This window comes from Aquaspirillum sp. (genome assembly GCF_055136605.1).
In genome coordinates this window covers 25,546-51,012 of sequence record NZ_JBSQVP010000004.1, presented here as the reverse complement: position 1 = coordinate 51,012, position 25,467 = coordinate 25,546, and the positions used below count along the sequence as shown (strand labels likewise).

The following is a 25,467-nucleotide window of genomic DNA, read 5'->3' as shown; positions in this document are numbered from 1 at the left end:
AATAAGCAAAAATAGCAACGTGGCCGGATGGTAAAGGGCTGCCATTGCAGAAATATTACAAGTCGTGTTTTTATCCAGCATCGCGTTTGGCATCATGAAGAGGGCTATCTGTTGTGCGATCTAGCTGATTGTTGGCAGAGTGTTTGCTTAGCTTGCCGTTAAACAATTGTTTTACGGTACAATCGCCGCCTTTTTCCGCACTAAAATTCCACTCACTTCAGGCACATCATGCAAATTCTCGAACGCTATTTTCAGCTACGTGAGCATGGCACTTCAGTCAAAACCGAAGTCCTTGCCGGTCTCACCACTTTCCTCACCATGGCCTATATTATTTTCGTCAATCCGGCGATTTTGTCGCAAACGGGGATGGATTTTAATGCGGTCTTTGTTGCCACCTGCATTGCCGCTGCCTTGGGTACTTTAGTGATGGGGGTTGTCGCTAACTATCCCATTGCCCTAGCGCCGGGGATGGGGTTGAACGCCTACTTCACCTTTGCCGTTGTGAAAGGTATGGGTGTGCCGTGGCAAACGGCGTTGGGGGCAGTCTTTATCTCCGGTATTATTTTTGTTTTGGTGAGTTCATTTAAGCTGCGTGAGCTGATCGTCAATGCCATCCCCTACTCTTTAAAACTGGCGATTTCAGCAGGGGTAGGCTTGTTCCTCGCGATCATTGGCTTAAAAGGTGCAGGGGTGATTACCGGCTCCGAAGCCACGATGGTTACCTTAGGAAATATTCATTCCCCCTCAACCCTCTTAGCCGTATTTGGCTTTTTATTGATCGTGGTGTTGGAATACCGCCGAGTCACCGGATCAATCATTATTGGTGTATTGGCTGTCACTTTATTGTCTGTGGCTTTGGGGTTATCAGAGTTCAAAGGCGTGTTTTCTATGCCCCCCTCCATTGAACCTACTTTTATGCAGATGGACCTCGCCAGTGCGTTAAACGCTGGCCTGATTGGTGTCATTTTCATCTTTTTCTTTGTCGACTTATTTGATACCACAGGCACCTTAGTTGGTGTGGCACACCGTGCAGGCTTACTAGATAAACAAGGTCGTCTCACACGTCTGAAAAAAGCCTTGTTTGCCGACTCCACCGCGATTATGGCGGGTGGTGTGTTGGGCACATCAAGCGTCACCGCTTATGTTGAATCGGCTGCGGGTACCGCTGTTGGAGGTCGCACAGGCCTCACCGCCGTCGTTGTCGCGTTACTGTTTATCGCAGCATTATTTTTATCGCCTTTAGCAGGAACCGTTCCGGCGTATGCAACAGCCCCCGCGCTGTGTTATGTGGCGGTGTTAATGGCACGCGGTTTAGCGGAGATTGATTGGGATGATTTAACGGAATCGGCACCAGCGGTGATTACAGCAGTTGGCATGCCTTTTACCTATTCAATTGCAGATGGGATTGCCTTCGGCTTTATCAGCTACACCGTGATTAAGCTGCTATCTGGCCGTTATAAGGACATTACACCCATGGTTATTGTGATTGCAGCCCTGTTTACAGTGAAATTCGCCTTCTTCCATTAAAACCTAACAAGGCAGTCATGGCGCATCACCCTGTCAGAGCGATGCGTCATCTTCTCTGCACAAGATAAAGGGCGAACACATCGGTTCGCCCTTTATCAATCAATCAGTGTAAAACGGTTAATCTACCCTCAAGCCTTCGGTGTCAAATCTTTTGACAAGAAAAACGCATCAGAGAAGAAGCTATCCGCCGGTAGTTGACGTTCTTGGATAAAACTTTGGTGCGCGGCTTCGACTACGACTGGCGCACCGCAGGCATAGACTTCATGTCCAGATAGATCTGCAAAATCATCCAGGACCGCCTGATGGACAAAACCAGTCCGACCGGTCCATTGGTCTTCCTCAGTCGCATCAGATACCACTGGGACATAACGGAAATGTGGCAGTTGTTGTGCCCAACTTTCAGCCATTTGGTGGAAATACAAATCAGCAGGCCGACGACCGCCCCAATATAAAGTCATGGGCCGCTGAATATTCTGATGAATCATGTGTTCAATAATGCCTTTAATCGGGGCAAAACCAGTACCGCTGGCAAGGAACACAATCGGTTTATCGCTAGACTCATTCAGACAGAATGTCCCTAATGGTCCTTTGAAACGCAAAATTTCACGCTCTTTCATGGTATGGAAAACATATTCCGAGAACGTCCCACCGGGCATGTGACGGATATGCAACTCCAAGAAAGCATCATCATGTGGCGCATTCGCTAATGAGAAACTACGCGCCTTACCATCACGCATCAAAATATCAATGTATTGACCGGCCATGAACTGCAAACGCTCACTGGCGGGAATTTTGAGTTTCAGCACGGCGACATCGTGGATTTTTTCAATCGACTCGACACGACATGGCAGGGTTTTTACTGGAATCTCACCGGCGCTAGATTCGCGTGCTTCAATCACCAGTTCACTGCTACTGGCTTCAGCACAGCATAACAAAGCCTGACCCGCTGCTGATTCTGCCGCAGGTAAGGCTTTTTCTTGATATTGGCGGTGTTTCACTTGACCTTCTACCACACGGCCTTTACATGCACCGCAAGCACCGTTACGACAACCATAAGGCAAACCAATGTTTTGCCGTAGGGCCGCTTCTAGGATAGTTTCGTGGGCATTGACGCTAAACGAGCGGCCGCTTGGCAACAGCTTGACAGTAGATGCGTTTACTTCAGACATGATAAAGCTACCTTATTCGATCAATTCCGACCTCTGTTAAGCGCAATTCGGCGCCGAACAGGCTTTGCTAGAAAGAAGACAGATTGTGATGCAACACAAAACAGGACGTACTCGGGTGTTACTGGTAGGGTGTGGCGACATTGCTTGGCGAGTATTGCCCAAACTCACTTCTCGTTACACCGTTTTTGCGCTTTTACGCCGCCCAAGTGAAGCGGCCAGATGGCGTGCAGCAGGGGCGAAGGTGGTCATAGGCGATTTAGATCAACCAAAAAGTTTACAACGCTTGGCGGGTTTGGCCATTGATAAACTATTGATGTTAGCGCCCCCGCCAACATCAGGGCACCAAGACAGCCGCTCGCAACACCTGATTGCGGCGCTGCAAAAACGGGGGATGCTACCACAACATGTTGTTCTTATCAGCACCAGCGGCGTCTATGGCAATCGGGCAGGGGCATGGCTGACCGAAACCGCACCACCTCATCCTGAATCAGCACGTGCCCAACGGCGTTGGCATGCAGAACAGTTATGGCGCAGCGCCAGCCGGCGGTGGGGTGCCAGTTTGCTAACCTTACGTGTGCCCGGTATTTATGATGCAGAACGGCTACCCATCAATCGGATCACACAACGCACACCGGCCCTTATCGCAGAAGAAGATGGCTATAGCAACCATATCCACGCTGATGATCTGGCTACGATTTGCGCCAAAGCATTGCAATGGCATCGCGGTTCGCGGGTGATTCATGCTTGCGATGCACAACCGATGAAAATGGGCGATTATTTTGATGAGGTTGCCACGGCTTTCGGTCTTCCACCTCTCCCTCGTTTGCCAAGCGTAGCGTTACAACCGCTTGTTTCGCCGCAGTTATGGTCATTTTTACGCGAATCGCGACGTTTAGATTCACAACGCTTGCAACGCGAATTAAAAGTTCAACTGCGTTACCCCAGCGTCAGCCATTTTTTGGTGCAATATCTTGGTGAGAAAGAAGTCTCTCCGCCAAAACTGGTAACATCTCGCCCCTAAAAAAATTTCTGGATGAAATGATGTCAACCGACCACGACACTGATGCCGCTTTAGACAGCGAAAACCCGACCCATCGCCGTATTCGCAGTTTCGTCTTGCGCCAAGGCCATTTATCACGGGCTCAAGAACGTGCGCTTGAAACCTTATTGCCCGTCTTTGGGGTACCTTATCAAACCACCCCACCAGATTGGGACAGCGTTTTTGGACGCACAGCGCCAATGATTGTCGAAATTGGCTTTGGCATGGGACAGGCCACCGCCGACATCGCACAAACCCTACCAGACTATAATTTTCTCGGTTTAGAAGTACACAGCCCGGGTGTCGGTAGTCTGTTAAAGCTGGTAGAAGAAAAACAACTGAGCAATATTCGCGTGGCACAACATGACGCGGTGGAAGTGCTGCGCGACATGATCGCGCCGAACAGCCTCGCCGGCGTGCATATTTTCTTTCCCGACCCTTGGCACAAAAAACGCCATCACAAACGCCGTTTAATCCAAGCCCCATTTGTTGCTGATTTAGTGTCTCGCATTGCCCCCGGTGGCTATCTGCATGTGGCGACCGATTGGGAAGATTACGCGATCCAAATTTTAGATGTCCTGTCACAAACAGCCGGTTTGGAAAACACTGCCGAAGGCTATGCAGAGAAACCGGCCTATCGACCACAAACCAAGTTCGAAGCACGCGGCTTACGCTTAGGACATGGAGTGTGGGATATTGTGTTCCGAAAATCAGCCTAACAAGGCCTCAATTTCTGCCAATAAATCACTGGGTTTGGTGGTCGGTGCATAGCGGCCAACCACCTCGCCTTGGCGATTGATCAGAAACTTAGTGAAGTTCCATTTAATCGATTCGGTATTTAAGATGCCGGGCTTTGCCTGTGTGAGAAACTGGAACAATGGATGTGCCTGTGCACCATTGACCTCTACCTTGGCAAACATCGGAAACGTCACCGCAAACCGTGTCTGACAAAAAGTGGCAATTTGTTGCTCATCACCCGGCTCTTGTCCACCGAATTGATTACACGGGAACCCTAACACCACCAATCCACGATCCGCCAAGTGCTGATACAGTTCTTGCAGACCCTGATATTGTGGGGTGAAGCCACATTCACTGGCGGTATTAACAACCAGCACCACTTGGCCCCGATAGTCGGTCATGGCTTGCTCGGTGCCATCTAACCGCTTGGCGGTAAAATCGTAAAAACTTGCCATTTCTCTGTTCTCCTGTGTTGACGGCGCGTGGGATAATCAGCCTTCGTTCCCATCTTGAACTTTGACCATGTTTAACCCCAGTCGTGACCAAGCGCGCCAATTTTTGTTTGATACTTGGCGTAAACACCTCAGCCATCAACCCCTAACCGATCTCGAAAAGCTGACGCTGGCAGTGTTGTTCCAACATCCTGAATATCACACGATGTTAGGACAACCAGAACGCTGGCAGCAACAAGATTGGCCACCAGAATTAGGTGAAACCAATCCTTTCCTTCATCTGTCTTTGCATCTGGCGATTGAAGAACAGTTGTCGATTAAACAACCTCATGGGTTATATGAGCTTTATCAACAACTGTGCCTGCAATGTGGGGATGAACATCGCGCACAACATGAAGTAATGGATGGTCTAACAGAGATGATTTGGTATGCCCAACGCTACCAAACCCCTCCAGACCCAACACGCTATTTAAATGTATTGCGGCGTAAACTTGGGCAAGTAGAACAGCCTAATGCGACTGACGCTGCTGCCGCCACTGGTTCAAACACTGGTCCAACTCATTAAAGTTCGCCAACACGGACAACTGCCCGTGCGAGCGCAAACTACGACAACCACCTCCGCCTACCCAAATTTCGGTGTGGGGAGGCAATAAACTCTGTAGCGTTTGCACTTGCTCGGCAACATCCCCTTCATACGCCGACGAAAACGATAACAACACCACATCAACCTGATGTTTGCGCGCAGCAGAAGCAATATCAGAACATGGCATCTCGCAGCCAAATGGTAGCGTTTCTGCATTTGCCATCCGCAACACCACCTCAACCATCAGCAACCCCAGCATGTGCATTTCTCCCGGGCAAGTCGTCAACAATACCCGAGGGGGGTTCATCGGTAACGACATCCGCGACAGTGTTTCACGCAACAGGCGGTTAATCTGTTCCGAATAAAAATGCTCTTCGTAAACCTGCAACTCACCACGCATCCATGCTTCACCCACCAATTGATTACACGTCGCAATAAACTCTCGCACAAAAACCTGTAATCCCAACTCATGTAAGCGGGTTTGTAAAAAAGCCTGCACCTGTGCCGGATTATGGCCCAACAGCACCCGAATCAATTCATGACAAGGGGCAGGGGCTTCTAAACGAGGTTGATGGGCTTGCACCTGTTGCAACAACTCGGCCATCGGTAGGTTAATAATTTTTCCGGGACGAAACCCCATATCCATTAAACGCCGAACTAAGCGCAGTTTTTCCACTTGTTGACGCGAATACAAGCGATCACCCTGTTCATCGCGGGCAGGTTCAGGAAAGCCATACCGACGTTCCCACATCCGCAATAAATCTTTTGAGATACCAGTCTCTCGTTCCACTGCACCAATGGGCAGTCCCATGTTGACATCGCTCATAACTATTTTCTTAATTGTGTTGACGTGATACACCAAAGCGGCGGAATTATGCCATGTGCCGTTTTATCCGCCGCAACAAAGCGCCGAGCAACGGAATTTTTTCATATAACTCACCCGCTGCGTCCCAATAATCTCGATGGTTAACCACCCGTCCATCCGGCGCGAAATGCAGCAGGGTGCCACCATGAATGTGCATGGCCTTTCCTTGCCATAAAAAGGTGAAGTCCCACACTAAAAATGCTTTGTCAGCCTGTTCAATCCGTTCTTGTACGACAAAACGGGGTTGTTGCAAGGTATGAAACATGCGTTGAAAGAGCGCTTCAATCGCAGCCGTTCCTTGAATACGGTTAAAAGGATCTTGAAACCAAGCATCTGGCGCATAGAGCTGATGTAGCTGCGGCAGCGTTTGTGGAGAGAGTTGCTCATACCATGCCACGATGGCAGAACACGAAGTCGTTACGGGTAAGTTCATCACCAAACTCGCTTCACTCGGCAAGGGAATACTCTAAGGATAGAGAAACCACTTATTTTGTCAAAGCATTGTCTTATACGAAAATATAAATATTCGTCTGACCACCGACAAATATTTGTTCTAAAATCACATTCTTTGACTAAGTCAGGGATAAAAAATGGAAAATATCACCACTGCATCAGGCCTCATCTATTGTGATGAAGTGATCGGAGAAGGCACCGTTGCCACAGCCGGAGAAGAAGTGACCGTGCATTACACAGGTTGGTTAGCAGATAATGGCGAACAATTTGACTGCAGCCGCCAGCGCAAACAGCCCTTTACTTTCCCACTGGGCGCGGGACGCGTGATTAAGGGCTGGGACGAGGGCGTGCAAGGGATGAAAGTCGGCGGTAAACGCCGTTTAACCATTCCGGCGGCCTTGGGCTACGGAGCACGAGGCGCAGGTGGTGTTATCCCACCCAACGCCACCTTGGTCTTTGATGTTGAATTGCTGTCGGTGGGCTAAGCCGATTGGTTTGATTTAAGCCGATTTCGCCGTCTTACGGCGGCGAAGCCACCACCACACGCCTAAACCCACTGCAGCCACGGCCAACACCATCAGAATGCCCGATTGCCCACGATGTAACCATGTCAGCAACCAATCACGGTTGTTGGCGCCAAAATAACCAAGATATACCCACACCGGCACACTAATCAGGGCGGCAAAACCATCCATCAATAAAAAACGCCAGAATGACACTTTGCGTGTCATACCAGCGGTCAGGAAAATTGGCGAACGCAAACCAGGGAGAAAGCGGGCGACAAACAACACCCAATTGCCGTATTTAGCAAACTTTTCCTGCACAGCCATAAATCGTTCTTCGGTGAGATAACGCGCCACAAAACGCACTTGCATCACCTTAGTCCCATAAATGCGACCAATGGTAAACATGGTGGCATCACCGACCAACACCCCAGCCATACCGACGGCAAACATAGTATGGACATTGGTATACCCTAAACCAGAAATAATACCGCCAGCCACCAGCGTCACGTCTTCTGGAATTGGCACCCCAAAACCACAAATCAGCAACACAAAAAACACCGCAGCATAGCCATAATTGGTGAAAAAATCGGTGAGCAGTTGCAGGATGTCCATGTGCTTACGCCTCTTTAATAACTTGGGCAATTTGTTGTGCCCAACGTTCTGCCAAGCCAGCATCCTCTGCCTCAACCATCACCCGCACCACCGGCTCCGTCCCCGATGGCCGCAGCACCACACGGCCTCGCCCATGTAATGCCGCCTCTGCCTCTGCCAATACTGCCGCCGAGGCTTGTTGCCAATCTTGGCCATGTAAACGAACATTGATAAGCGTTTGTGGAAAGGCTTGCCAATCGCGGCAGACTTCGGACAACGAGAGGTTAAGATCAAACAAACTACGCAATACTTGCAACGCCGAGACAATCCCATCACCCGTATTGTGTTTGTCTAAACACAGCACATGACCGGACGCTTCTCCGCCAATCAACCAAGAACGGGCTTGTAACATTTCCAGCACATAACGATCCCCGACCTTGGCACGGGCAAAGGGAATATCACGGGCTTGAAGGGCAAGCTCCATCGCCATATTGGTCATCAACGTCCCAACCACCCCGCCTTTTAATTCGCCGCGTTCAGCACGCGCCCGCGCAATCACATAAATCAGTTGATCGCCGTCATAGACTTGGCCTTGTTGGTCAACCATCAACAGCCGATCACCATCGCCATCTAAGGCAATACCAAAATCGGCTTCATGCTGTAAGACCGCCGCTTGGACCGCGCGAGGATACATCGCACCGGCACGATCATTGATATTAAAACCATTGGGTTCAGTGCCAATACTAATGACATCCGCACCCAGTTCGTGAAACACCTTCGGTGCAATGTGGTAGCTGGCACCATGGGCGCAATCAACCACGATCTTACAGCCGCGCAAATTGCGGTCATTCGGGAAAGTGCTTTTACAAAATTCGATATAACGCTCAGCAGCGGCATCCATCCGCCGCGCTCGTCCCAACAAAGCAGAAGGCTTGGTTTGTAATGGCATATCGAGCGCAGCTTCGATTTCTTGCTCAATATGGTCGGCTAGTTTCCGTCCACCTTCCGCAAAGAACTTAATACCATTGTCTTGATAAGGGTTGTGCGAAGCCGAAATCATCACCCCTGCCGATAAACGCAAAGCGCGGGTTAAATAAGCAACCCCCGGTGTGGGTAACGGCCCAGTCAACAACACATTCACCCCTGCTGCTGTAAAACCCGCTTGTAACGCGGCTTCTAACATATAGCCAGAAATACGGGTGTCTTTGCCGATTAACACGGTGGGCGTTTGTTGATCGTGATTCACCAACACACGACCAGCGGCATACGCCAGACGCAACACAAAATCAGGGGTAATTGGTTCTTGCCCCACTTCTCCACGCACCCCATCGGTGCCAAAATATTTTCTTGTCATCATCGTTCCGTTATGCGTACTCGGTCACCGCTTGCCACACTTTTAACGCTTGCACTGTGGCTTTCACATCATGGACGCGAATGATTTTTGCGCCATATTGTACCGACCACAACGCCGCCGCCACACTGGCGCCCAACCGTTCGGTTGCCACCGGTTCATCACAGATTTGCCCCAACATCGACTTACGCGATAGCCCGACTAACAATGGCAGAGGGACACACTCTGTCAACAACGGCAACTGCGCCAACAGTCGCAGATTGTGCGCCAATGTTTTACCAAACCCAAACCCAGGATCAATTAACAAACGTTCGCGGGCAATCCCAACGGCCTCACAGGCGTTGACACGCTGTTGTAAGTAATCTGCCACGTCTAACACCACATCGCGCTCATAGTGCGGTGCGCGCTGCATAGTGTCAGGATTTCCTTGTTTGTGCATTAAGCAAATTGCTGCGGAATGAGGTGCCACCGTCGCTAAGGCGCCCTCGTCTTCTAAGGCCGATACATCATTGATGAGATCCACCCCAATCGCCAGCGCTGCCTGCATCACTGCGGTACGGCGCGTGTCAACCGATAACACTGCACCACAGCCTTGTAGTGCTTCTAGTACCGGCAACACACGATCCATTTCTTCTTGAATCGACACTGGCGCGGCATTCGGTCGTGTAGATTCACCACCGATGTCAAGAATCGCCGCCCCTGCTTGCAGCAGGCGTTCGGCTTGTTGTAAAGCTTGATCAGGTTTGCAATACACACCGCCATCTGAAAAAGAATCGGGTGTGACATTGAGAATGCCCATCACCAACGGATGGGACAACGACAGTTGATGCCGACCACAGTTGAGAATCTGCATAGATGTGTGCTTACAAAAACGGAGAGCAAAAACAACACCAGCGGCAGAAAGCTGCCGCTGGTGTCATGTCAAAAGACCTTAGGGATCAATGCTCCTGCGCCGGTGTCACCGTGACTTCGGGTGCCGAACCGCTGCTAGGCGAGGAAGGCGTATTGCTCACCCCCATCGAACCGCTTGGTTTAGGTGGACGAGGCGGACGACCATCCATAATGTCGTTGATTTGGTCTGCATCAATGGTTTCCCATTCCAACAACGCGGCGGTCATGGCTTCGACTTTATCGCGATTTTCGTCCAACAGCCGGCGAGCCAAGGCATATTGCTCGTCAATAATGCGGCGGATTTCTGCATCCACTTGCTGCATAGTGGCTTCGGATACGTTCTTATGTGTCGTAACAGATCGACCTAAGAACACTTCGCCTTCATTTTCGCCGTAGACCATCGGGCCCAACTTATCGCTCATGCCATACCGAGTCACCATATCACGCGCCATTTGCGTGGCACGTTCAAAGTCGTTGGAAGCACCGGTCGTCATCTGGTTCATGAACAATTCTTCGGCAATCCGACCACCGAACAAAATCGCAATCCGATCCAACAAATAGTTGCGGTCGTAGGCAAAACGATCTTGTTCAGGTAATTGCATGGTCAAACCCAACGCACGGCCACGAGGAATAATCGTGACTTTGTGGACAGGATCGGACTTCGGCAACAACTTGGCGACAATCGCATGACCCGATTCGTGATACGCGGTATTGCGCTTTTCTTCTTCGGACATCACCATGCTGCGACGCTCAGCGCCCATCATGATTTTGTCTTTGGCCGCCTCAAAATCTTCCATGTCCACCATGCGTTTGTTGCGGCGAGCAGCAAACAGCGCAGCTTCATTGGCCAAGTTAGCTAAATCAGCACCAGAAAAACCCGGGGTACCACGTGCCAGAATTTCCGGTTTGACATCATTGCCAATCGGGATTTTGCGGATATGAACATTGATGATCTGCTCACGACCCCGAATATCTGGCAATGGCACCACCACTTGACGGTCGAAACGACCCGGACGTTGTAGAGCAGGATCGAGAACATCGGGACGGTTAGTCGCGGCAATCACAATCACCGTGGTATTGGTTTCAAAACCATCCATTTCGACCAACAACTGGTTCAAGGTTTGTTCGCGCTCGTCATTACCGCCGCCCAAACCGGCACCGCGTTGGCGACCAACGGCATCAATCTCATCAATAAAAATGATGCAAGGCGAGTTCTTTTTCGCATTCTCGAACATATCGCGAACACGAGCCGCCCCCACACCGACAAACATTTCCACAAAGTCAGAGCCCGAGATTGAGAAGAAAGGCACTTTTGCCTCGCCTGCAATCGCTTTGGCTAACAACGTTTTACCCGTACCAGGGGAACCCGCCAGCAAGATACCGCGTGGCACGCGACCCCCTAGACTTTGATAGCGTGTTGGGTCGCGCAAGTAATCGACGATTTCTTTGACTTCTTCTTTTGCTTCATCACAGCCAGCCACGTCAGCAAACGTCACTGTGTTGCTGTCTTGGTCGAGCATACGCGCCTTGCTTTTACCAAAGCTAAACGCACCGCCCTTGCCACCGCCTTGCATTTGGCGCATGAAAAACACCCACACCCCAATCAATAGCAACATCGGGAACCAGCTAATAAAGAGGTTCATTAAGAATGAAGGCTCTTCCTCTGGTTTGGCAGTAAAGCGGACATTGTTTTTAATCAGATCGTTGACTAACTGCGGGTCGTAGGGCGCATAGGTGGTAAAACTCGACCCACCGGTATAGCGCCCACGCAGCCATTGCCCGCGTAACGGGTGGCCTTCGATGGTCACCGACTGCACACGTCCTGATTGCAGTTCAGTGATAAATTGTGAGTAGTCCACCAGATTTTGTGTTTCTTGGCGGCGATTAAACTGGTTGAATACAGTCATTAAAATCAGACCGATAATCACCCAGATAGCGATATTTTTACCAATATTGTTCAAGAGCGGACTCCTTCCCCTGCTCACTCCCACCACGTGAAACATTCACGCTCGGGTCTATTGTACTCTTTGCTGACCAGCAAGTGTCAGCGCCGCCCACGCCCAAGCAAATAGACTTCGCTTGAACGATCACGAGATGCCTTCGGTTTACGCGAAATTACCTCGGTGAAGCTTTGACGCATCGCAGCTAAAAAACTGGCGAACTCACTACCTTGAAACACTTTGACCAAGAAATTCCCACCGGGTTTCAGTTGGGTTTGCGCGAAATCAAGCGCCAACTCAACTAAATGGGCGGAACGTGCTTGGTCAGCCGTGCGGTTGCCTGACATGTTGGGGGCAATATCGCAAAGCACAAGGTCTAGCGGACGATCTGCTAAAAGCGTGAGGAATTGATTTAAAACGACATCTTCACGAAAGTCGCCTTGAATAAACTCGACCCCCGGCACAGGATCCATCGGCAAAATGTCCAAAGCAAACACTTGCCCTCGACCATCCAAAATTCGCGCCGCCACTTGTGACCAACTGCCGGGAGCACTGCCCAAATCGGCAACCATCATCCCAGGCCGAATCAAATGATCTTTTTCGTTAATTTCCAGCAATTTATACGCAGCACGTGCACGGTAACCGTCTTTTTGTGCTTGTTGCACCCAATGATCATGCACATGCTCGTTTAACCACGCGGCACTGCTTTTACTGCGCGCCATATCTTTCCTCTTTAGACGGCAAAAAGTCGGGTAAAATCAAGGTTTTTGCCAGACTTACACCATGAAAATCGAATTAACCCCTGCCGAACGGCAATATCTCAAAGGCCTTGCCCACAGCCTCAACCCTGTCGTAATGATAGGCAACCAAGGCTTAAGCGATCCTGTGATGCGCGAAATTTCCATCAGCCTTGATGCACATGAGTTGATTAAAATTCGGGTGCAAGGTGATGATCGCGAACAACGCACGGCAATGATGGAACAAATTTGCGATGAGCTTGATGCCGCGCCCGTACAACACATTGGTAAGTTGTTAGTCATCTGGCGGCCTTCGGACAAAGAAAAAGTCACCCTGCCGAAAGTGAAAAAAGCCTAATTTTTTCGGACAGACAAAAGGCGAGCTCAATTTAGCTCGCCTTATTTTTCTGCTCAGTCCAACTCACACCGCATCCATCACAGATATTGCACGTCGAGCACTTCATATTCGCGCACACCACCGGGGGCCTGCACCTCGGCAATATCGCCAGATTCTTTACCGATCAACGCACGTGCAATCGGTGAATTCACCGAGACTTTGCGAACTTTGATATCCGCTTCATCATCACCGACAATTTGATAACGCACCGTTTCCTCGGTTTCTAAATCCATCAGCTCAACCGTCGCACCAAATACGATACGCCCCTCAGCCTCGATGGTTTTGGGATCGATAATTTGTGCATTGGACAGTTTTGCTTCAATTTCCGCAATCCGGCCTTCAACAAACCCTTGACGCTCTTTTGCTGCGTCATATTCCGCATTTTCAGACAAATCACCGTGACTGCGTGCTTCAGCAATCGCAGCAATTACACTGGGGCGCTCGACGCTTTTCAATCGCTGCAATTCGGCTTTGAGCATCTCGGCACCGACCACGGTCAGGGGGACTTTGATCATGGTGTCATTCTCCAACAGCAGCTTGTTCAACTGCTTTAATAAAAACGTGAGCCGCCGTGAAAGTCACGGCGGCTCAACGGGTTCTAGACATTGCCGGCGATTGTAGCCGGAAAATGCCGAATGGCAAAGTGTTTAGAGGCGGGCAAGGTCTTGTAAGCTATACACGTCCAACTCATCCAAGTGCTGCATCCCAATACACACCGCTTTGGCACCGGCCAAAGTGGTATACATCGGCAAGCGCATTTGCAGGGCAGAACGACGGATTGAGTGGCTGTCGTGGATGGCTTGGCGTTTTTCGTCAACGGTATTGATGACCAAACGGATATCACCGTTTTTAATCATATCCACGATATGTGGGCGGCCTTCGGCCACTTTATTGACTTGTTTCACCGCTAAACCAGCTTGGGTAATGGCTTGCGCTGTACCACGCGTTGCCGCCAAATCAAAACCCAGCGCCAACAGCTCGCGTGCCACATCCGCCACCCCTGCTTTGTCAGAATCCCGCACCGACAAGAACACAGTACCCTGTTTTGGCAAACGCTCACCGGCTCCCATTTGCGCTTTGACATAAGCTTCAGCAAAGGTTTTGCCCACGCCCATCACTTCACCGGTCGATTTCATTTCTGGCCCCAGAATGGTATCAACGCCGGGGAATTTAATGAAAGGGAAAACCGCTTCTTTAACAGCGTAATAAGGTGGAATCACCTCACCAGCAACATTTTGCTGATCTAAGGACAGACCAGCCATGCAACGGGCAGCAATTTTAGCCAATGGCTGCGTGGTCACTTTCGACACAAACGGCACCGTCCGCGAAGCACGAGGATTCACCTCCAACACATATATAGTCGAACCTTGTACCGCAAACTGCACATTCATCAAACCAACCACATTCAAGGCTTTGGCCATCGCTACCGTTTGGCGGCGAATCTCATCTTGAATTTCCATTGGTAAGCTGTATGGCGGCAGCGAACATGCCGAGTCGCCAGAGTGCACACCGGCTTGTTCGATGTGTTGCATAATGCCGCCGATGATGACACGCTGACCATCACTGATAGCATCGACATCCACTTCAATCGCATCATTTAAGAAGCGATCGAGCAACACTGGGCTGTCATTCGATACTTTCACCGCTTCACGCATATAGCGTTCGAGGTCGGCCTGTTCGTGGACAATTTCCATTGCCCGACCACCCAATACATACGAAGGACGCACCACCAACGGATAGCCAATTTCAGCAGCCAATTGGATGGCTTCTGCTGGCGTACGGGCCGTCCGATTAGGTGGCTGTTTCAGATTCAACTCGGCCAGTAATTTTTGGAAACGCTCGCGGTCTTCTGCACAATCAATCATGTCTGGCGTAGTACCGATGATTGGCACCCCGTTCGCCTCCAAGGCACGGGCCAGTTTCAACGGGGTTTGACCACCGTATTGCACGATCACGCCGAACGGCTTTTCCACGTTCACAATTTCCAACACATCTTCTAGCGTCAGCGGTTCGAAGTAGAGACGGTCGGAGGTATCGTAGTCGGTTGACACCGTTTCAGGGTTGCAGTTCACCATGATGGTTTCAAAACCCGACTCACGCAGCGCCAATGCCGCATGAACGCAGCAATAGTCAAACTCAATCCCTTGGCCAATGCGGTTAGGCCCGCCACCCAAGACAATCACTTTTTGTCGATCGCTTGGCTGTGATTCACACTCTTCTTCATAAGTGGAATACATATAGGCGGTGTTGGTTGCAAATTCAGCGGCGCAGGTATCAACGCGCTTATACACTGGGCGTACATTCAATGCCCAACGGTGAGCACGCACGGCACCTTGATCGGTACCCAATAAGGCGGCCAAACGGCGGTCGGAGAAACCTTTACGCTTCAAACGGCGCAATTCGTCTGCGGCCAGCGATTCCACCGTGCGACCTTTTAAGGTTTGCTCTTCGGCAACGATGTCTTCAATTTGTGCCAAGAACCAAGGGTCGATTTTGGAAATATCGAACACTTCATCACGTGACAAACCGGCACGGAACGCATCTGCTACATACAAAATCCGCTCAGGGCCAGCAGAGCCGACTTCGTGACGGATCACATCGAGATCTTGTGTCCGCTCATCAAATCCACATAAACCGGTTTCCAAACCACGCAACGCTTTTTGCATCGATTCTTGCAAAGTACGGCCCATCGCCATCACTTCACCAACCGATTTCATTTGGGTGGTCAAACGGTCATCCGCTTGTGGGAATTTTTCGAACGCAAAACGTGGAATTTTGGTTACAACATAATCGATAGAAGGCTCAAACGACGCTGGTGTGGCACCACCAGTAATGTCGTTTTTCAGTTCATCGAGGGTATACCCCACGGCCAATTTTGCCGCCACTTTAGCAATCGGGAAACCGGTAGCTTTCGACGCCAACGCCGAAGAACGCGAGACCCGTGGGTTCATCTCGATCACGATCATTTCACCGTTATCAGGATTCACCGCAAATTGCACATTTGAACCACCGGTATCGACACCAATTTCACGCAACACCGCCAAGCTGGCATTCCGCATGATTTGGTATTCTTTATCGGTCAGCGTTTGTGCTGGTGCGACAGTGATCGAATCACCGGTATGCACCCCCATTGGGTCGAAGTTTTCAATTGAACAGATAATGATGCAGTTATCGTTACGATCACGCACCACTTCCATTTCGTACTCTTTCCAACCGAGTACCGATTGTTCAATCAACAGCTCATGAGTCGGCGAGGCTTCGAAACCACGCTCACAAATCGCCAAGAATTCTTCTTTGTTATACGCGATACCACCACCAGAACCGCCCATGGTGAACGAAGGACGAATTAAGGTTGGGAAACCCACTTGCACTTGTGCATCGAGGGCTTGTTCCATCGTGTGGCACACAAACGATTTAGGGCAAGACAACCCAATTTTTTCCATCGCTTCTTTAAAGCGACCGCGATCTTCTGCTTTATCGATGGCGTCTTCTGTCGCGCCAATCAACTCAACTTTGTATTTTTCCAATACACCATGACGGCTTAAATCGAGGGCACAGTTCAATGCAGTTTGCCCACCCATCGTCGGCAAGATGGCATCTGGGCGTTCTTTGGCGATGATTTTTTCTACCATCTGCCAAGTAATCGGTTCGATATAGGTCACGTCAGCCATATCAGGATCGGTCATGATCGTGGCTGGATTTGAGTTGACCAAAATGACGCGATAGCCTTCTTCTCGCAAGGCCTTGCAAGCTTGGGCGCCGGAATAATCGAACTCACACGCCTGCCCAATCACAATGGGGCCGGCGCCGATAATCAGGATACTCTTGAGGTCGGTGCGTTTTGGCATGGACTCAGTTCTCGTAGAATGACAGAATCTTTGAAAGTGGAACCGACAACGGCGACGCCGTGTCGGTGTGTGTCTTAATTTAGGCTAGCCGTCGCCAGTTTGGCACCAAAGCCAATAAACATTGCCCCAACACCCCCTGCCATCGACACCGCCAATTTGCGATGACGGCGGAAACTCGCGGCCAAACGGGCGCCCACAAAAATAATGATGCTTAGGTAGGTGAAGCTACACAGCTGCACAATGCTACCCAACATCAAAAAAGTCAGCGCAGGGTAGGGATACGTTGGGTCAACAAACTGAATAAAGAAAGACACAAAAAACAAAATCGCTTTTGGATTTAACAGGCTGATGACTAATGCGCGCCGGAAAGGATGGCTCGCATCCAGTTTGGGCTCTGCCACAGCGGGCTTGTCGGCAGCAGGCGTGCGCCAGTTTTTCCAAGCCGAGTAGAGCATATTGAGCCCAATCCATGCGAGGTAGGCCGCGCCGATATATTTCAGCACAAAGAACAGCCCCGGCACGGTCTTCAATACCGCCGCCACCCCCGTCGCGGATAACAACATCAGAATGGCATCACCTGTAAATACGCCACACGCCCCAGCATAAGCAGGGCGCACACCACGTCGTGCTGCGACAGACAGCACATAAATCGAATTGGGCCCCGGCAACAACACAATAAAGAGCGTGCCGAGAACGTAAGTGGTCAAATCAGTAATGCCAAACATGGTTCCTGTTCCTGCAAAATGGCTGCGCTTTAGCCACGCGCCTGTTTCATGTTATTGATGAAACGGTCAAACAGGTAGGCAACATCATGGGGGCCAGGGCTGGCCTCAGGATGGCCTTGGAAGCTGAACGCAGGCTTATCAGTTAAAGCAATCCCTTGCACAGTGTGGTCAAACAAACTGCGATGGGTGACGCGGACATTCGCCGGCAAGCTGGTTTCGTCCACTTGGAAGCCGTGGTTTTGGCTGGTAATCATCACCCGACCACTGTCTAAATCTTGCACAGGGTGGTTGGCACCGTGATGACCAAATTTCATCTTGCTGGTTTTGCCACCGCTGGCCAAGCCCAACAGTTGATGCCCCAAACAAATACCGAAGATCGGCAGATTGGTTGCTAACAGTTGTTGGATAGCAGTAATCGCGTAGTCACACGGTTCGGGATCGCCCGGGCCGTTAGACAAGAACACACCATCAGGGTTTAAGGCGAGCACCTCTTGCGCCGAGGTTTTAGCTGGCACGACAGTGAGACGACAACCGCGTTCTGCCAACATGCGCAAGATATTGTGTTTGACACCAAAATCGTAGGCAACTACATGGAAAGGGGTGTCGGTGGTTTGGCCATAACCTTGACCCAGTTTCCATTCGGTAGTGTTCCAAGGATAAGGTTCGGTACAGCTCACCACTTGCGCCAAATCTTGCCCCGCCATCGAACCAAAGCCACGAGCCAGTTCAACAGCTTTTGCTTCGTCAATCTCACCTGCCATGATACAACCGGCTTGAGCGCCTTTTTCACGCAATAAGCGGGTGAGTTTACGGGTGTCGATATCAGCGATGGCGACAGTTTGATTGCGAACGAGATAGGCGGAGAGTGATTCTTCAGCGCGGAAATTCGAATGCAGCAAGGGCAGATTGCGGATAATCAAACCAGCGGCAAACACACCGTTGGATTCCGCATCTTCAGCATTAGCACCCACATTACCAATATGTGGGTAGGTCAAAGTCACGAGTTGTCGGGTATAGGACGGATCGGTCAGGATTTCCTGATAACCGGTGATAGCAGTGTTAAACACCACTTCACCGACAGTGTGGCCGGTCGCGCCGATCGACACGCCACGGAAAAGGGTTCCGTCGGCGAGCGCAAGAAGGGCGGGAGTCTGGGTCACGAGTTGCTCCTGGTAGGTATGGCGAAAGCGGAAAATACAAGCGATAGATATGAAGAACGGGACAAGGCGCATTCGCCCGTCCCGTTTTCTTAAACCCTTTAATTATAGCCGCTAGGCGGGGTGTTGCGCAAATTAGGCACGATGGCGGTTTGCCGACGCAATGTTTTGCGGAGAATCTCGCCGAGTGCAGTCAACACACGGTTGATCGAAAAAAATCAATCCCATCATCTAACCGGCTAAAAGGCGTTGCCATCGGCTTTTAGCGGGTTTTGCCAATTTTTATCAACACCCTGCGGCGGTTGTTTAACATTTAGGATTGGTTTTCTGCTGCGGCCAATGCCGCTTCAACCTGTGTTCGGATCACCTCGGGCAACGGGATAGATTGCCCCGTTTGATAGTTCACCCATACCAAAGTGGCTTCGCCAATCGCATAGACCGTCTCAGGATCGCCTTGGCGGTAAAAGTGATGGCGCAGCTTTAAGCTAGAACGGCCTAATTTTTCCACCTCAATGGTGACCTCCACTGTTGCGGGATAGGTCAATTCACGTTTGAACGTGCAGCCAGTATGAGCAATCACTGGGCCAGTGGATTCAGGGTTAATCGACAACCCCATACGATCTAACCAGTTAATCCGCACCTGCTCTAAATAGCGAAAATAATAGGTGTTATTTAAATGCCCAACCGCATCCATATCACCCCAACGCATGGTGATTGTTTCGCGGCCAATCTCCGGATAATGCTTATCCATGTCTCATTTCCTCGCTGTAATTTTTTTAAAAGAAAAGGGGACTACGCGAGTCCCCTTAGGTGTTACGGTAATACTCACATCGGCTTAGAACAATGCTTCATCCAAAGCCATCACCGATTCTGCACCTTGCAGGATGGCAGGAGCCAAACCAGCGATTTGTGGCAACAGATGTTCACCGTAGAAACGTGCAGTCACCAACTTAGCCGACAAGAATTCAGCATCCGCACCGTCTTCTGCCAACTTCGCCTGTGCAATCAACGCTGCCCGGCCCATTTGCCAGCCGCCTAACAAAATCCCCATCAGCTTCAAGAAGGGCACGGCACCGGCCGCAGGCAGGCGAGGTTCGTTGCCAAATTTTGCCAAGATAAATTCCACACACTCACCAGCAGCTTGAATACCTGCTTCAAGGTTACGACGAGTTTGTACGAAAGCCTCGCCCAAGTCAGCCAATTTATCCGCCACCACTTGCACTTCAGCCAACACAGCACGCGCTGTCGCACCGTTTTCGCTAAAGGTTTTACGGCCAATCAAGTCGAGGGCTTGAATACCGGTGGTGCCTTCGTAAATCGCAGTAATCCGTGCATCACGATAGTATTGTGCTGCGCCGGTTTCTTCGATAAAGCCCATACCGCCATGCACTTGCACCCCGAGGGAGGTGATTTCGTTGGCTTGCTCGGTGTTCCAACCTTTCACAATTGGAATCAAGAAGTTGACCAAGGCTTGATTACGGGCTTTTTCTTCTGGATTAGGATGGGTTGCTGCGCGGTCGAGGGCAGTAGCGGTGTAATACGACAACGCACGTTGTGCCTCGATTTGTGAACGCATGGTCATCAACATCCGACGCACATCAGGATGACGGATGATGGCAACACCGTTTGGATCGCTTGAACCTAATTCACGCGACTGCACACGGTCACGCGCATACTCAACCGCTTTTTGATAAGCACGGTCGGAAATCGCCATCCCTTCCACACCCACACCCAAGCGCGCATGGTTCATCATGGTGAACATATAGCCCAAGCCTTTATTGGCTTCGCCCACCAGATAACCCACGGCACCGCCTTCATCGCCAAAACTCATCACCGCAGTTGGGCTACCGTGAATGCCTAATTTGTGTTCAATCGACACACAGCGGGCATCGTTACGCGCCCCTAAGCTACCATCGGCATTGACCAAGTATTTTGGCACCACAAACAGGGAAATCCCTTTCACCCCAGCCGGTGCATCTGGCAGACGCGCTAACACCAAGTGAATGATGTTCTCGGCCATATCATGCTCACCCCAAGTGATAAAGATTTTTTGGCCGGTAACCAGATACGAACCATCACCACTAGGATGAGGCACGGCTTTTGAGCGGATTTGTGCTAAATCCGAACCCGCTTGTGGTTCGGTTAAGTTCATGGTGCCAGTCCATACGCCTTCACACATTTTAGGCAGATAGACAGCTTTTAATTCTTCAGAAGCATGATGATTCAGCGCTTCGATTGCGCCCAAAGTCAGCAGAGGTGCCAACGAGAACGATAAGTTGGAAGCACACCACATTTCTTCAGTTGCCATCGCCACCAATGCTGGCAGACCTTGGCCACCAAATTCAGCCGGTGCACGCAACCCCACCCAGCCAGATTCTTGGAACTGTTGATAGGCTTCTTTAAACCCTTCGGCGGTGGTAACGGTATAGTTTTCCCACTTATTGCCTTTGTCACCCGCCCAGTTGATGGGTGCCAACACGCCTTCGGCAAATTTCGCTGCTTCTTCGGTGATGGCATCCACCAACTCGACGTTGCAGTCTTCATAACCGGGCAAAGTACATACGGCTGGCAGATCAGCCAGCTCATTCATTACAAAGCGAATCTCTTTCAAAGGGACTTGATAGCTCATTTTTTTATGCTCCTCAATTTATTCCGGATACAAAAAACGGCCACCACCCCGATAACAGGAACAGATGGCCGCTTGATAGACCGCTTAGTCGTGGACGAGTCGGACTACAATTACTTCGACAATTCGCTCATCAACTCAGGGACAACCGAGAACAGGTCGCCCACAATGCCGTAGTCAGCCACTTGGAAAATCGGGGCTTCTTCGTCTTTGTTGACAGCAACAATAATTTTGGAATCTTTCATCCCTGCCAAGTGCTGAATCGCACCGGAGATACCCACCGCCAAGTAGAGCTGAGGTGCCACCACTTTACCGGTTTGACCGACTTGGTAATCGTTTGGTGCATAACCCGCATCAACAGCAGCACGAGACGCACCAACAGCAGCACCCAACTTATCAGCCAAAGGTTCGATCACTGCGCTGAATTGTTCAGCAGAACCTAAAGCACGACCACCGGATACAATCACTTTTGCTGCGGTCAGTTCTGGACGATCCGACTTGGTCAGTTCAGCACCAACAAAGCTAGACAAACCTGCTTCAGCGCCAGCGGCTGTGTTTTCAACCGCAGCGTTACCGCCCTCGCCAGCCGCTTCGAAAGCAGTGGTACGGACAGTAATCACTTTAACGGCATCAGCAGATTTCACTGTGGCCAAGACGTTACCGGCGTAGATAGGACGCACGAAAGTATCGGCAGCCTCGACAGCGATAATGTCAGAGATTTGTGCCACATCTAACAGTGCTGCCACGCGTGGCAACACGTTTTTACCTGTGGTGGTTGCAGGTGCCAGCACATGGCTGTAGCCACCGGCTTTGCTCACTTCAACCACAACAGGCGCTACGTTTTCAGCCAAAGGATGAGCCAAGTTAGCGCCATCGGCCAACAACACTTTGCTCACACCATCAATTTTGGCGGCAGCAGCGGCAGCAGCGGCAGCATTTGCACCTGCGACTAAAACGTGGATGTCACCGCCGATTTTTTTGGCAGCGGTCACAGTATTCAGAGTGCCCGACTTGATCGAGGCATTGTCGTGTTCAGCAATAACAAGAATAGCCATGGCTTACAGCACCTTTGCTTCGTTTTTCAGTTTCGCGACCAATTCGGCAGCGGAGGCAACTTTAATCCCAGCGGAGCGTTTAGCAGGCTCGGCCACTTTCAAAGTCGTTAAACGAGGGGTGATATCCACACCGAAATCGGCAGGGGCTTTTTTCGCCAGTGGTTTTTTCTTCGCTGCCATGATGTTTGGCAGTTTGACATAGCGTGGTTCATTCAAACGCAAGTCGGTCGTCACCACAGCAGGCAACTTCAACGACACGGTTTCTAAACCACCGTCGATTTCGCGGGTGACGTTGACGCTGCCATCAGCCAGATCGACTTTCGAGGCAAAAGTGCCTTGGCCGATATTCATCAGTGCTGCCAGCATTTGGCCGGTTTGGTTGCAATCGTCGTCAATCGCTTGTTTACCCAATACGATTAGCTGTGCTTGCTCTTCTTCTGCAACCGCTTTCAACAGCTTGGCTACAGCTAAAGGCTCCAACACCGCATCGGTTTCAACGTGAACAGCACGGTCAGCACCCATCGCCAACGCGGTACGCAAAGTTTCTTCACATTGCTTGGGTCCCATCGATACCACAACGATTTCGCCTGCTTTGCCGGCTTCTTTTAAGCGCACAGCTTCTTCAACGGCGATTTCGTCAAATGGATTCATCGACATTTTGACGTTAGCAATATCCACATCCGAGCCGTCAGCTTTGACCCGAACTTTTACGTTGTAATCGACAACGCGTTTTACAGCGACGAGAACTTTCATATGCCTCCAAGACGATTCTGATTGTTTGGCTGCGCCCACAGCCCAGCGCTCTTGTTTGTGAGCGATCGACGGAAGCAAAGGTTCCCATCGCACCCACTTAAACGAGCGTTTAACTTATACCGTGAAAACAAGCCGGTGTAAACGGCTGCTTAACGATAGCCCCGATTGTTATTCGGCTGGTCTATGCTTGGCAAGAGCAGAACCCCTTCTTGCAACAATTGGCCACAACTCGTTAAGTTTTGCGAAACAGATTTTCTGATCTGGGCCATCATCTATTCCGCACAGCAAAAAATGGTTATAAGCTGAATTGCGCGACGCGCTGGCGAATGTCTTGCGATAGGTCGGTGAGGGTGTGGACAGTTTGGGCGGTGTGTTGAATCGCCAGATGGTTTTCCTCGACGGCCTGTGCCACATGCTCAACTTGGCCGGCGATAAACTGCCCTGCCGAGGTTTGCTCAGCAATCGCTTTTGCCAGTGCATGAACCGTATTGGCCACATCATGCGAGCCTTTGCCCATCGCTGCAATAAATTCGCTGGCATGTTGAGCCAACTCCGCACCCGTGTTCGCCTCGTTAACGGCCACATCCATTTTTTCCAGCGCCACATTCGCGCTGGATTGAATCGCACCGATCATGTCAGCAATCTCGATGGTCGCCCCTGCGGTACGTTCAGCCAGCTTACGCACCTCATCAGCCACCACCGCAAAGCCGCGCCCTTGCTCACCGGCTCGTGCCGCTTCAATCGCGGCATTGAGGGCCAGCAAATTCGTTTGATCAGCCACTTCCCGAATCACACTGACAATCTGGGAAATTTGTGTGGTTTGTTCATTGAGCTGGTGAATGGATTGTGAAACGGCAAAAACTTCGGTGGTGATACGCTGCATGTCTTCAATGGCATTGCCAATCACCCGATTGCCTTGATCCGATTGCGAGGAAGAAACATCGACCACTTGCAAGGCAGCTTCTGTGTGTTGGCGCATTTGGTTCAGGCCAGAGGACATCTGTTCCACCGCCGCCGCCATGCCCGAAGCGGATTGACTGGTTTCCTGTGCGCTACGTGATGAGGTTGTAATCACCTCAGCCAATTCTGCCGCCATGTGGTCAAGTTGGTGAATATCATGGGTAAACTGTTGCAACATCTCACGCAACATCACCACTAGCTGGTTAAAGCAGTTCGATACATTGGCAATTTCGTCTTTCCCCTTGACGTCTAATTGCACTGAAAAATCTTTTTCTGCAATCAGCTTGGTCATTAAATGACTCAGGTGATTTAACGGCAACGCCACCCCACGCGCCAACAACGTGCCACCAAAAATCAACACCAATAGGATTGATAACATTCCCAACAAAATCCACCACTGGATGCGTTCAAGATCAGCAATACTTTTATCAATATCATGTCCGGCATCTTGCATTTGCCCGTTAATCACTGGCTCAAGCGCTTTTTGTAGCTGTGTAGACACCTGATCGAATTCACCCATGATCGGGTTGCCCGCTTCTGGACCACCCGCGATATACGCCCGTGCCATTTTTTCACCCGTTTGGTACCACTGCCCCAAACGCTGTTCAATTTCAGCAATCTGTTGCAAGCCTTGGGTGTCATGTTGTTGCTGATAGTGACGGCGTAGAATTTCGAGGTCGTGAAAAAACAATTTTTTGGCTGCTGCGGCTTCTTGAAAGCCATCATCTAAATCATCAAGCCCACGGGTGGCAGAAATATCAGTGAGCCACTGTTGCATCTGAACCACCTGCATTTGCATGTCTTTTGCCACCATCGCATTCGGCATACCTTGATTTTTCACCACATCCAGTTCTTGCCGCAGATGTGAAAAAGAGAGGAAAGACACGGCAAATAACAATGCCAGCAACACACCAACGAATGACACAATCAGAAAGATTTTGTGGGCAACTTTGATACGGTGCAGCATAGGTGGCTCCAAAGCAATGGCAGTGGTGGTTAAGACAATGTGCTGATTTTAACAGAGTCTTAAATTGCCTTTCTGCAATAACTGGCACAGAATCTAGCACTGCACCAATTTGATTAACATGTTTTGCACAGGATACA

General features: G+C 50.5%; 24 protein-coding genes. 6 read left to right on the top strand and 18 right to left on the bottom strand.

Features of this window, described 5'->3' with window-relative positions:
- Positions 1–228: 228 nt before the first annotated feature.
- Entirely contained in the window at positions 229–1,527 is a 1,299-nt protein-coding gene (locus ACTBZS_RS01670; protein ID WP_460430894.1) for an NCS2 family permease, read from the top strand.
- A gap of 128 nt (positions 1,528–1,655) precedes the next feature.
- On the opposite strand, the gene ACTBZS_RS01665 is transcribed toward ACTBZS_RS01670, so the two are convergent.
- Positions 1,656–2,696 (bottom strand): CDP-6-deoxy-delta-3,4-glucoseen reductase, encoded by a 1,041-nt coding sequence (locus ACTBZS_RS01665; protein WP_460431156.1) that lies wholly within the window; start codon positions 2,694–2,696, stop codon positions 1,656–1,658.
- 88 nt (positions 2,697–2,784) lie between these two features.
- Here ACTBZS_RS01665 and ACTBZS_RS01660 point away from each other — a divergent pair, with 88 nt between their 5' ends.
- Together ACTBZS_RS01660 and trmB are read left to right on the top strand one after the other, a co-directional pair.
- Positions 2,785–3,717 (top strand): SDR family oxidoreductase, encoded by a 933-nt coding sequence (locus ACTBZS_RS01660; RefSeq protein ID WP_463043094.1) that lies wholly within the window; start codon positions 2,785–2,787, stop codon positions 3,715–3,717.
- Positions 3,718–3,734: 17 nt separating this feature from the next.
- Positions 3,735–4,454 carry a tRNA (guanosine(46)-N7)-methyltransferase TrmB gene (gene trmB, locus ACTBZS_RS01655; RefSeq protein WP_460431154.1) on the top strand — a complete coding sequence of 240 codons (720 nt, stop codon included), beginning with the start codon at positions 3,735–3,737 and terminating at the stop codon, positions 4,452–4,454.
- Here the strand turns inward: trmB and ACTBZS_RS01650 are convergent.
- Positions 4,446–4,928 (bottom strand): glutathione peroxidase, encoded by a 483-nt coding sequence (locus ACTBZS_RS01650; RefSeq protein WP_463043093.1) that lies wholly within the window; start codon positions 4,926–4,928, stop codon positions 4,446–4,448. The two genes, trmB and ACTBZS_RS01650, sit on opposite strands and share 9 nt — an antisense overlap.
- Positions 4,929–4,995: 67 nt before the next feature.
- Here ACTBZS_RS01650 and ACTBZS_RS01645 point away from each other — a divergent pair, with 67 nt between their 5' ends.
- Positions 4,996–5,490 carry a DUF1841 family protein gene (locus tag ACTBZS_RS01645; RefSeq protein ID WP_463043092.1) on the top strand — a complete coding sequence of 165 codons (495 nt, stop codon included), beginning with the start codon at positions 4,996–4,998 and terminating at the stop codon, positions 5,488–5,490.
- On the opposite strand, the gene ACTBZS_RS01640 is transcribed toward ACTBZS_RS01645, so the two are convergent.
- Together ACTBZS_RS01640 and ACTBZS_RS01635 are read right to left on the bottom strand one after the other, a co-directional pair.
- Positions 5,435–6,334: a MerR family transcriptional regulator gene (locus ACTBZS_RS01640; protein ID WP_463043091.1), complete on the bottom strand. Its 900-nt coding sequence runs from the start codon at positions 6,332–6,334 to the stop codon at positions 5,435–5,437. The genes ACTBZS_RS01645 and ACTBZS_RS01640 overlap by 56 nt on opposite strands.
- A gap of 46 nt (positions 6,335–6,380) precedes the next feature.
- Positions 6,381–6,806: a nuclear transport factor 2 family protein gene (locus tag ACTBZS_RS01635; protein WP_460431150.1), complete on the bottom strand. Its 426-nt coding sequence runs from the start codon at positions 6,804–6,806 to the stop codon at positions 6,381–6,383.
- Between the two features lie 157 nt (positions 6,807–6,963).
- Between ACTBZS_RS01635 and ACTBZS_RS01630 the strand changes: the two genes are divergently transcribed.
- Positions 6,964–7,311, top strand: a complete 348-nt coding sequence (locus ACTBZS_RS01630; RefSeq protein WP_022652928.1) for an FKBP-type peptidyl-prolyl cis-trans isomerase — start codon at positions 6,964–6,966, stop codon at positions 7,309–7,311.
- A 15-nt stretch (positions 7,312–7,326) separates the two neighbouring features.
- Here ACTBZS_RS01630 and ACTBZS_RS01625 read toward each other — a convergent pair whose 3' ends face one another.
- From ACTBZS_RS01625 to ACTBZS_RS01605, 5 genes are all read right to left on the bottom strand, one after another.
- Positions 7,327–7,944, bottom strand: a complete 618-nt coding sequence (locus ACTBZS_RS01625) for a DedA family protein (protein WP_460431149.1) — start codon at positions 7,942–7,944, stop codon at positions 7,327–7,329.
- Between the two features lie 4 nt (positions 7,945–7,948).
- A complete protein-coding gene (gene glmM / locus ACTBZS_RS01620) occupies positions 7,949–9,277 on the bottom strand; it encodes a phosphoglucosamine mutase (protein ID WP_460431148.1) in 1,329 nt (442 codons plus the stop codon).
- Positions 9,278–9,287: 10 nt separating this feature from the next.
- Positions 9,288–10,127: a dihydropteroate synthase gene (folP, locus tag ACTBZS_RS01615; RefSeq protein ID WP_463043090.1), complete on the bottom strand. Its 840-nt coding sequence runs from the start codon at positions 10,125–10,127 to the stop codon at positions 9,288–9,290.
- An 85-nt stretch (positions 10,128–10,212) separates the two neighbouring features.
- Complete coding sequence (ftsH, locus tag ACTBZS_RS01610) at positions 10,213–12,126, bottom strand: ATP-dependent zinc metalloprotease FtsH (RefSeq protein WP_022652924.1); 1,914 nt, start codon at positions 12,124–12,126, stop codon at positions 10,213–10,215.
- Between the two features lie 83 nt (positions 12,127–12,209).
- Positions 12,210–12,827 (bottom strand): RlmE family RNA methyltransferase, encoded by a 618-nt coding sequence (locus ACTBZS_RS01605; RefSeq protein ID WP_022652923.1) that lies wholly within the window; start codon positions 12,825–12,827, stop codon positions 12,210–12,212.
- A gap of 61 nt (positions 12,828–12,888) precedes the next feature.
- Here ACTBZS_RS01605 and yhbY point away from each other — a divergent pair, with 61 nt between their 5' ends.
- Positions 12,889–13,200, top strand: a complete 312-nt coding sequence (gene yhbY, locus ACTBZS_RS01600) for a ribosome assembly RNA-binding protein YhbY (protein ID WP_022652922.1) — start codon at positions 12,889–12,891, stop codon at positions 13,198–13,200.
- 77 nt (positions 13,201–13,277) lie between these two features.
- Here yhbY and greA read toward each other — a convergent pair whose 3' ends face one another.
- The 9 genes from greA to ACTBZS_RS01555 form a co-directional block, all read right to left on the bottom strand.
- Positions 13,278–13,754: a transcription elongation factor GreA gene (gene greA, locus ACTBZS_RS01595; RefSeq protein ID WP_022652921.1), complete on the bottom strand. Its 477-nt coding sequence runs from the start codon at positions 13,752–13,754 to the stop codon at positions 13,278–13,280.
- 132 nt (positions 13,755–13,886) lie between these two features.
- The gene (gene carB / locus ACTBZS_RS01590) at positions 13,887–17,087 is read right to left on the bottom strand and encodes a carbamoyl-phosphate synthase large subunit (RefSeq protein ID WP_022652920.1); all 3,201 of its coding nucleotides are present in this window, start codon (positions 17,085–17,087) and stop codon (positions 13,887–13,889) included.
- A gap of 74 nt (positions 17,088–17,161) precedes the next feature.
- Positions 17,162–17,812 (bottom strand): leucine efflux protein LeuE, encoded by a 651-nt coding sequence (gene leuE, locus ACTBZS_RS01585; RefSeq protein ID WP_022652919.1) that lies wholly within the window; start codon positions 17,810–17,812, stop codon positions 17,162–17,164.
- 29 nt (positions 17,813–17,841) lie between these two features.
- Positions 17,842–18,972, bottom strand: a complete 1,131-nt coding sequence (carA, locus tag ACTBZS_RS01580) for a glutamine-hydrolyzing carbamoyl-phosphate synthase small subunit (protein WP_463043089.1) — start codon at positions 18,970–18,972, stop codon at positions 17,842–17,844.
- A 310-nt stretch (positions 18,973–19,282) separates the two neighbouring features.
- Positions 19,283–19,720 (bottom strand): acyl-CoA thioesterase, encoded by a 438-nt coding sequence (locus tag ACTBZS_RS01575; RefSeq protein ID WP_463043087.1) that lies wholly within the window; start codon positions 19,718–19,720, stop codon positions 19,283–19,285.
- Positions 19,721–19,804: 84 nt separating this feature from the next.
- Positions 19,805–21,598, bottom strand: a complete 1,794-nt coding sequence (locus tag ACTBZS_RS01570) for an acyl-CoA dehydrogenase C-terminal domain-containing protein (protein ID WP_463043086.1) — start codon at positions 21,596–21,598, stop codon at positions 19,805–19,807.
- A 110-nt stretch (positions 21,599–21,708) separates the two neighbouring features.
- Complete coding sequence (locus ACTBZS_RS01565; RefSeq protein ID WP_460431143.1) at positions 21,709–22,650, bottom strand: electron transfer flavoprotein subunit alpha/FixB family protein; 942 nt, start codon at positions 22,648–22,650, stop codon at positions 21,709–21,711.
- 3 nt (positions 22,651–22,653) lie between these two features.
- The gene (locus tag ACTBZS_RS01560) at positions 22,654–23,403 is read right to left on the bottom strand and encodes an electron transfer flavoprotein subunit beta/FixA family protein (protein ID WP_022652914.1); all 750 of its coding nucleotides are present in this window, start codon (positions 23,401–23,403) and stop codon (positions 22,654–22,656) included.
- Between the two features lie 295 nt (positions 23,404–23,698).
- The gene (locus ACTBZS_RS01555; RefSeq protein ID WP_463043085.1) at positions 23,699–25,330 is read right to left on the bottom strand and encodes a methyl-accepting chemotaxis protein; all 1,632 of its coding nucleotides are present in this window, start codon (positions 25,328–25,330) and stop codon (positions 23,699–23,701) included.
- Positions 25,331–25,467: the final 137 nt, after the last annotated feature.

What these genes read in the sequence shown, in the direction of transcription:
- ACTBZS_RS01670 (WP_460430894.1), top strand. Translation starts at nt 229, where the DNA reads ATGCAAATTCTCGAACGCTATTTTCAGCTACGTGAGCATGGCACTTCA.
- ACTBZS_RS01665 (WP_460431156.1), bottom strand. Translation starts at nt 2,696, where the DNA reads ATGTCTGAAGTAAACGCATCTACTGTCAAGCTGTTGCCAAGCGGCCGC.
- ACTBZS_RS01660 (WP_463043094.1), top strand. Translation starts at nt 2,785, where the DNA reads ATGCAACACAAAACAGGACGTACTCGGGTGTTACTGGTAGGGTGTGGC.
- trmB (WP_460431154.1), top strand. Translation starts at nt 3,735, where the DNA reads ATGATGTCAACCGACCACGACACTGATGCCGCTTTAGACAGCGAAAAC.
- ACTBZS_RS01650 (WP_463043093.1), bottom strand. Translation starts at nt 4,928, where the DNA reads ATGGCAAGTTTTTACGATTTTACCGCCAAGCGGTTAGATGGCACCGAG.
- ACTBZS_RS01645 (WP_463043092.1), top strand. Translation starts at nt 4,996, where the DNA reads ATGTTTAACCCCAGTCGTGACCAAGCGCGCCAATTTTTGTTTGATACT.
- ACTBZS_RS01640 (WP_463043091.1), bottom strand. Translation starts at nt 6,334, where the DNA reads ATGAGCGATGTCAACATGGGACTGCCCATTGGTGCAGTGGAACGAGAG.
- ACTBZS_RS01635 (WP_460431150.1), bottom strand. Translation starts at nt 6,806, where the DNA reads ATGAACTTACCCGTAACGACTTCGTGTTCTGCCATCGTGGCATGGTAT.
- ACTBZS_RS01630 (WP_022652928.1), top strand. Translation starts at nt 6,964, where the DNA reads ATGGAAAATATCACCACTGCATCAGGCCTCATCTATTGTGATGAAGTG.
- ACTBZS_RS01625 (WP_460431149.1), bottom strand. Translation starts at nt 7,944, where the DNA reads ATGGACATCCTGCAACTGCTCACCGATTTTTTCACCAATTATGGCTAT.
- glmM (WP_460431148.1), bottom strand. Translation starts at nt 9,277, where the DNA reads ATGACAAGAAAATATTTTGGCACCGATGGGGTGCGTGGAGAAGTGGGG.
- folP (WP_463043090.1), bottom strand. Translation starts at nt 10,127, where the DNA reads ATGCAGATTCTCAACTGTGGTCGGCATCAACTGTCGTTGTCCCATCCG.
- ACTBZS_RS01605 (WP_022652923.1), bottom strand. Translation starts at nt 12,827, where the DNA reads ATGGCGCGCAGTAAAAGCAGTGCCGCGTGGTTAAACGAGCATGTGCAT.
- yhbY (WP_022652922.1), top strand. Translation starts at nt 12,889, where the DNA reads ATGAAAATCGAATTAACCCCTGCCGAACGGCAATATCTCAAAGGCCTT.
- greA (WP_022652921.1), bottom strand. Translation starts at nt 13,754, where the DNA reads ATGATCAAAGTCCCCCTGACCGTGGTCGGTGCCGAGATGCTCAAAGCC.
- carB (WP_022652920.1), bottom strand. Translation starts at nt 17,087, where the DNA reads ATGCCAAAACGCACCGACCTCAAGAGTATCCTGATTATCGGCGCCGGC.
- leuE (WP_022652919.1), bottom strand. Translation starts at nt 17,812, where the DNA reads ATGTTTGGCATTACTGATTTGACCACTTACGTTCTCGGCACGCTCTTT.
- ACTBZS_RS01575 (WP_463043087.1), bottom strand. Translation starts at nt 19,720, where the DNA reads ATGGATAAGCATTATCCGGAGATTGGCCGCGAAACAATCACCATGCGT.
- ACTBZS_RS01570 (WP_463043086.1), bottom strand. Translation starts at nt 21,598, where the DNA reads ATGAGCTATCAAGTCCCTTTGAAAGAGATTCGCTTTGTAATGAATGAG.
- ACTBZS_RS01565 (WP_460431143.1), bottom strand. Translation starts at nt 22,650, where the DNA reads ATGGCTATTCTTGTTATTGCTGAACACGACAATGCCTCGATCAAGTCG.
- ACTBZS_RS01560 (WP_022652914.1), bottom strand. Translation starts at nt 23,403, where the DNA reads ATGAAAGTTCTCGTCGCTGTAAAACGCGTTGTCGATTACAACGTAAAA.
- ACTBZS_RS01555 (WP_463043085.1), bottom strand. Translation starts at nt 25,330, where the DNA reads ATGCTGCACCGTATCAAAGTTGCCCACAAAATCTTTCTGATTGTGTCA.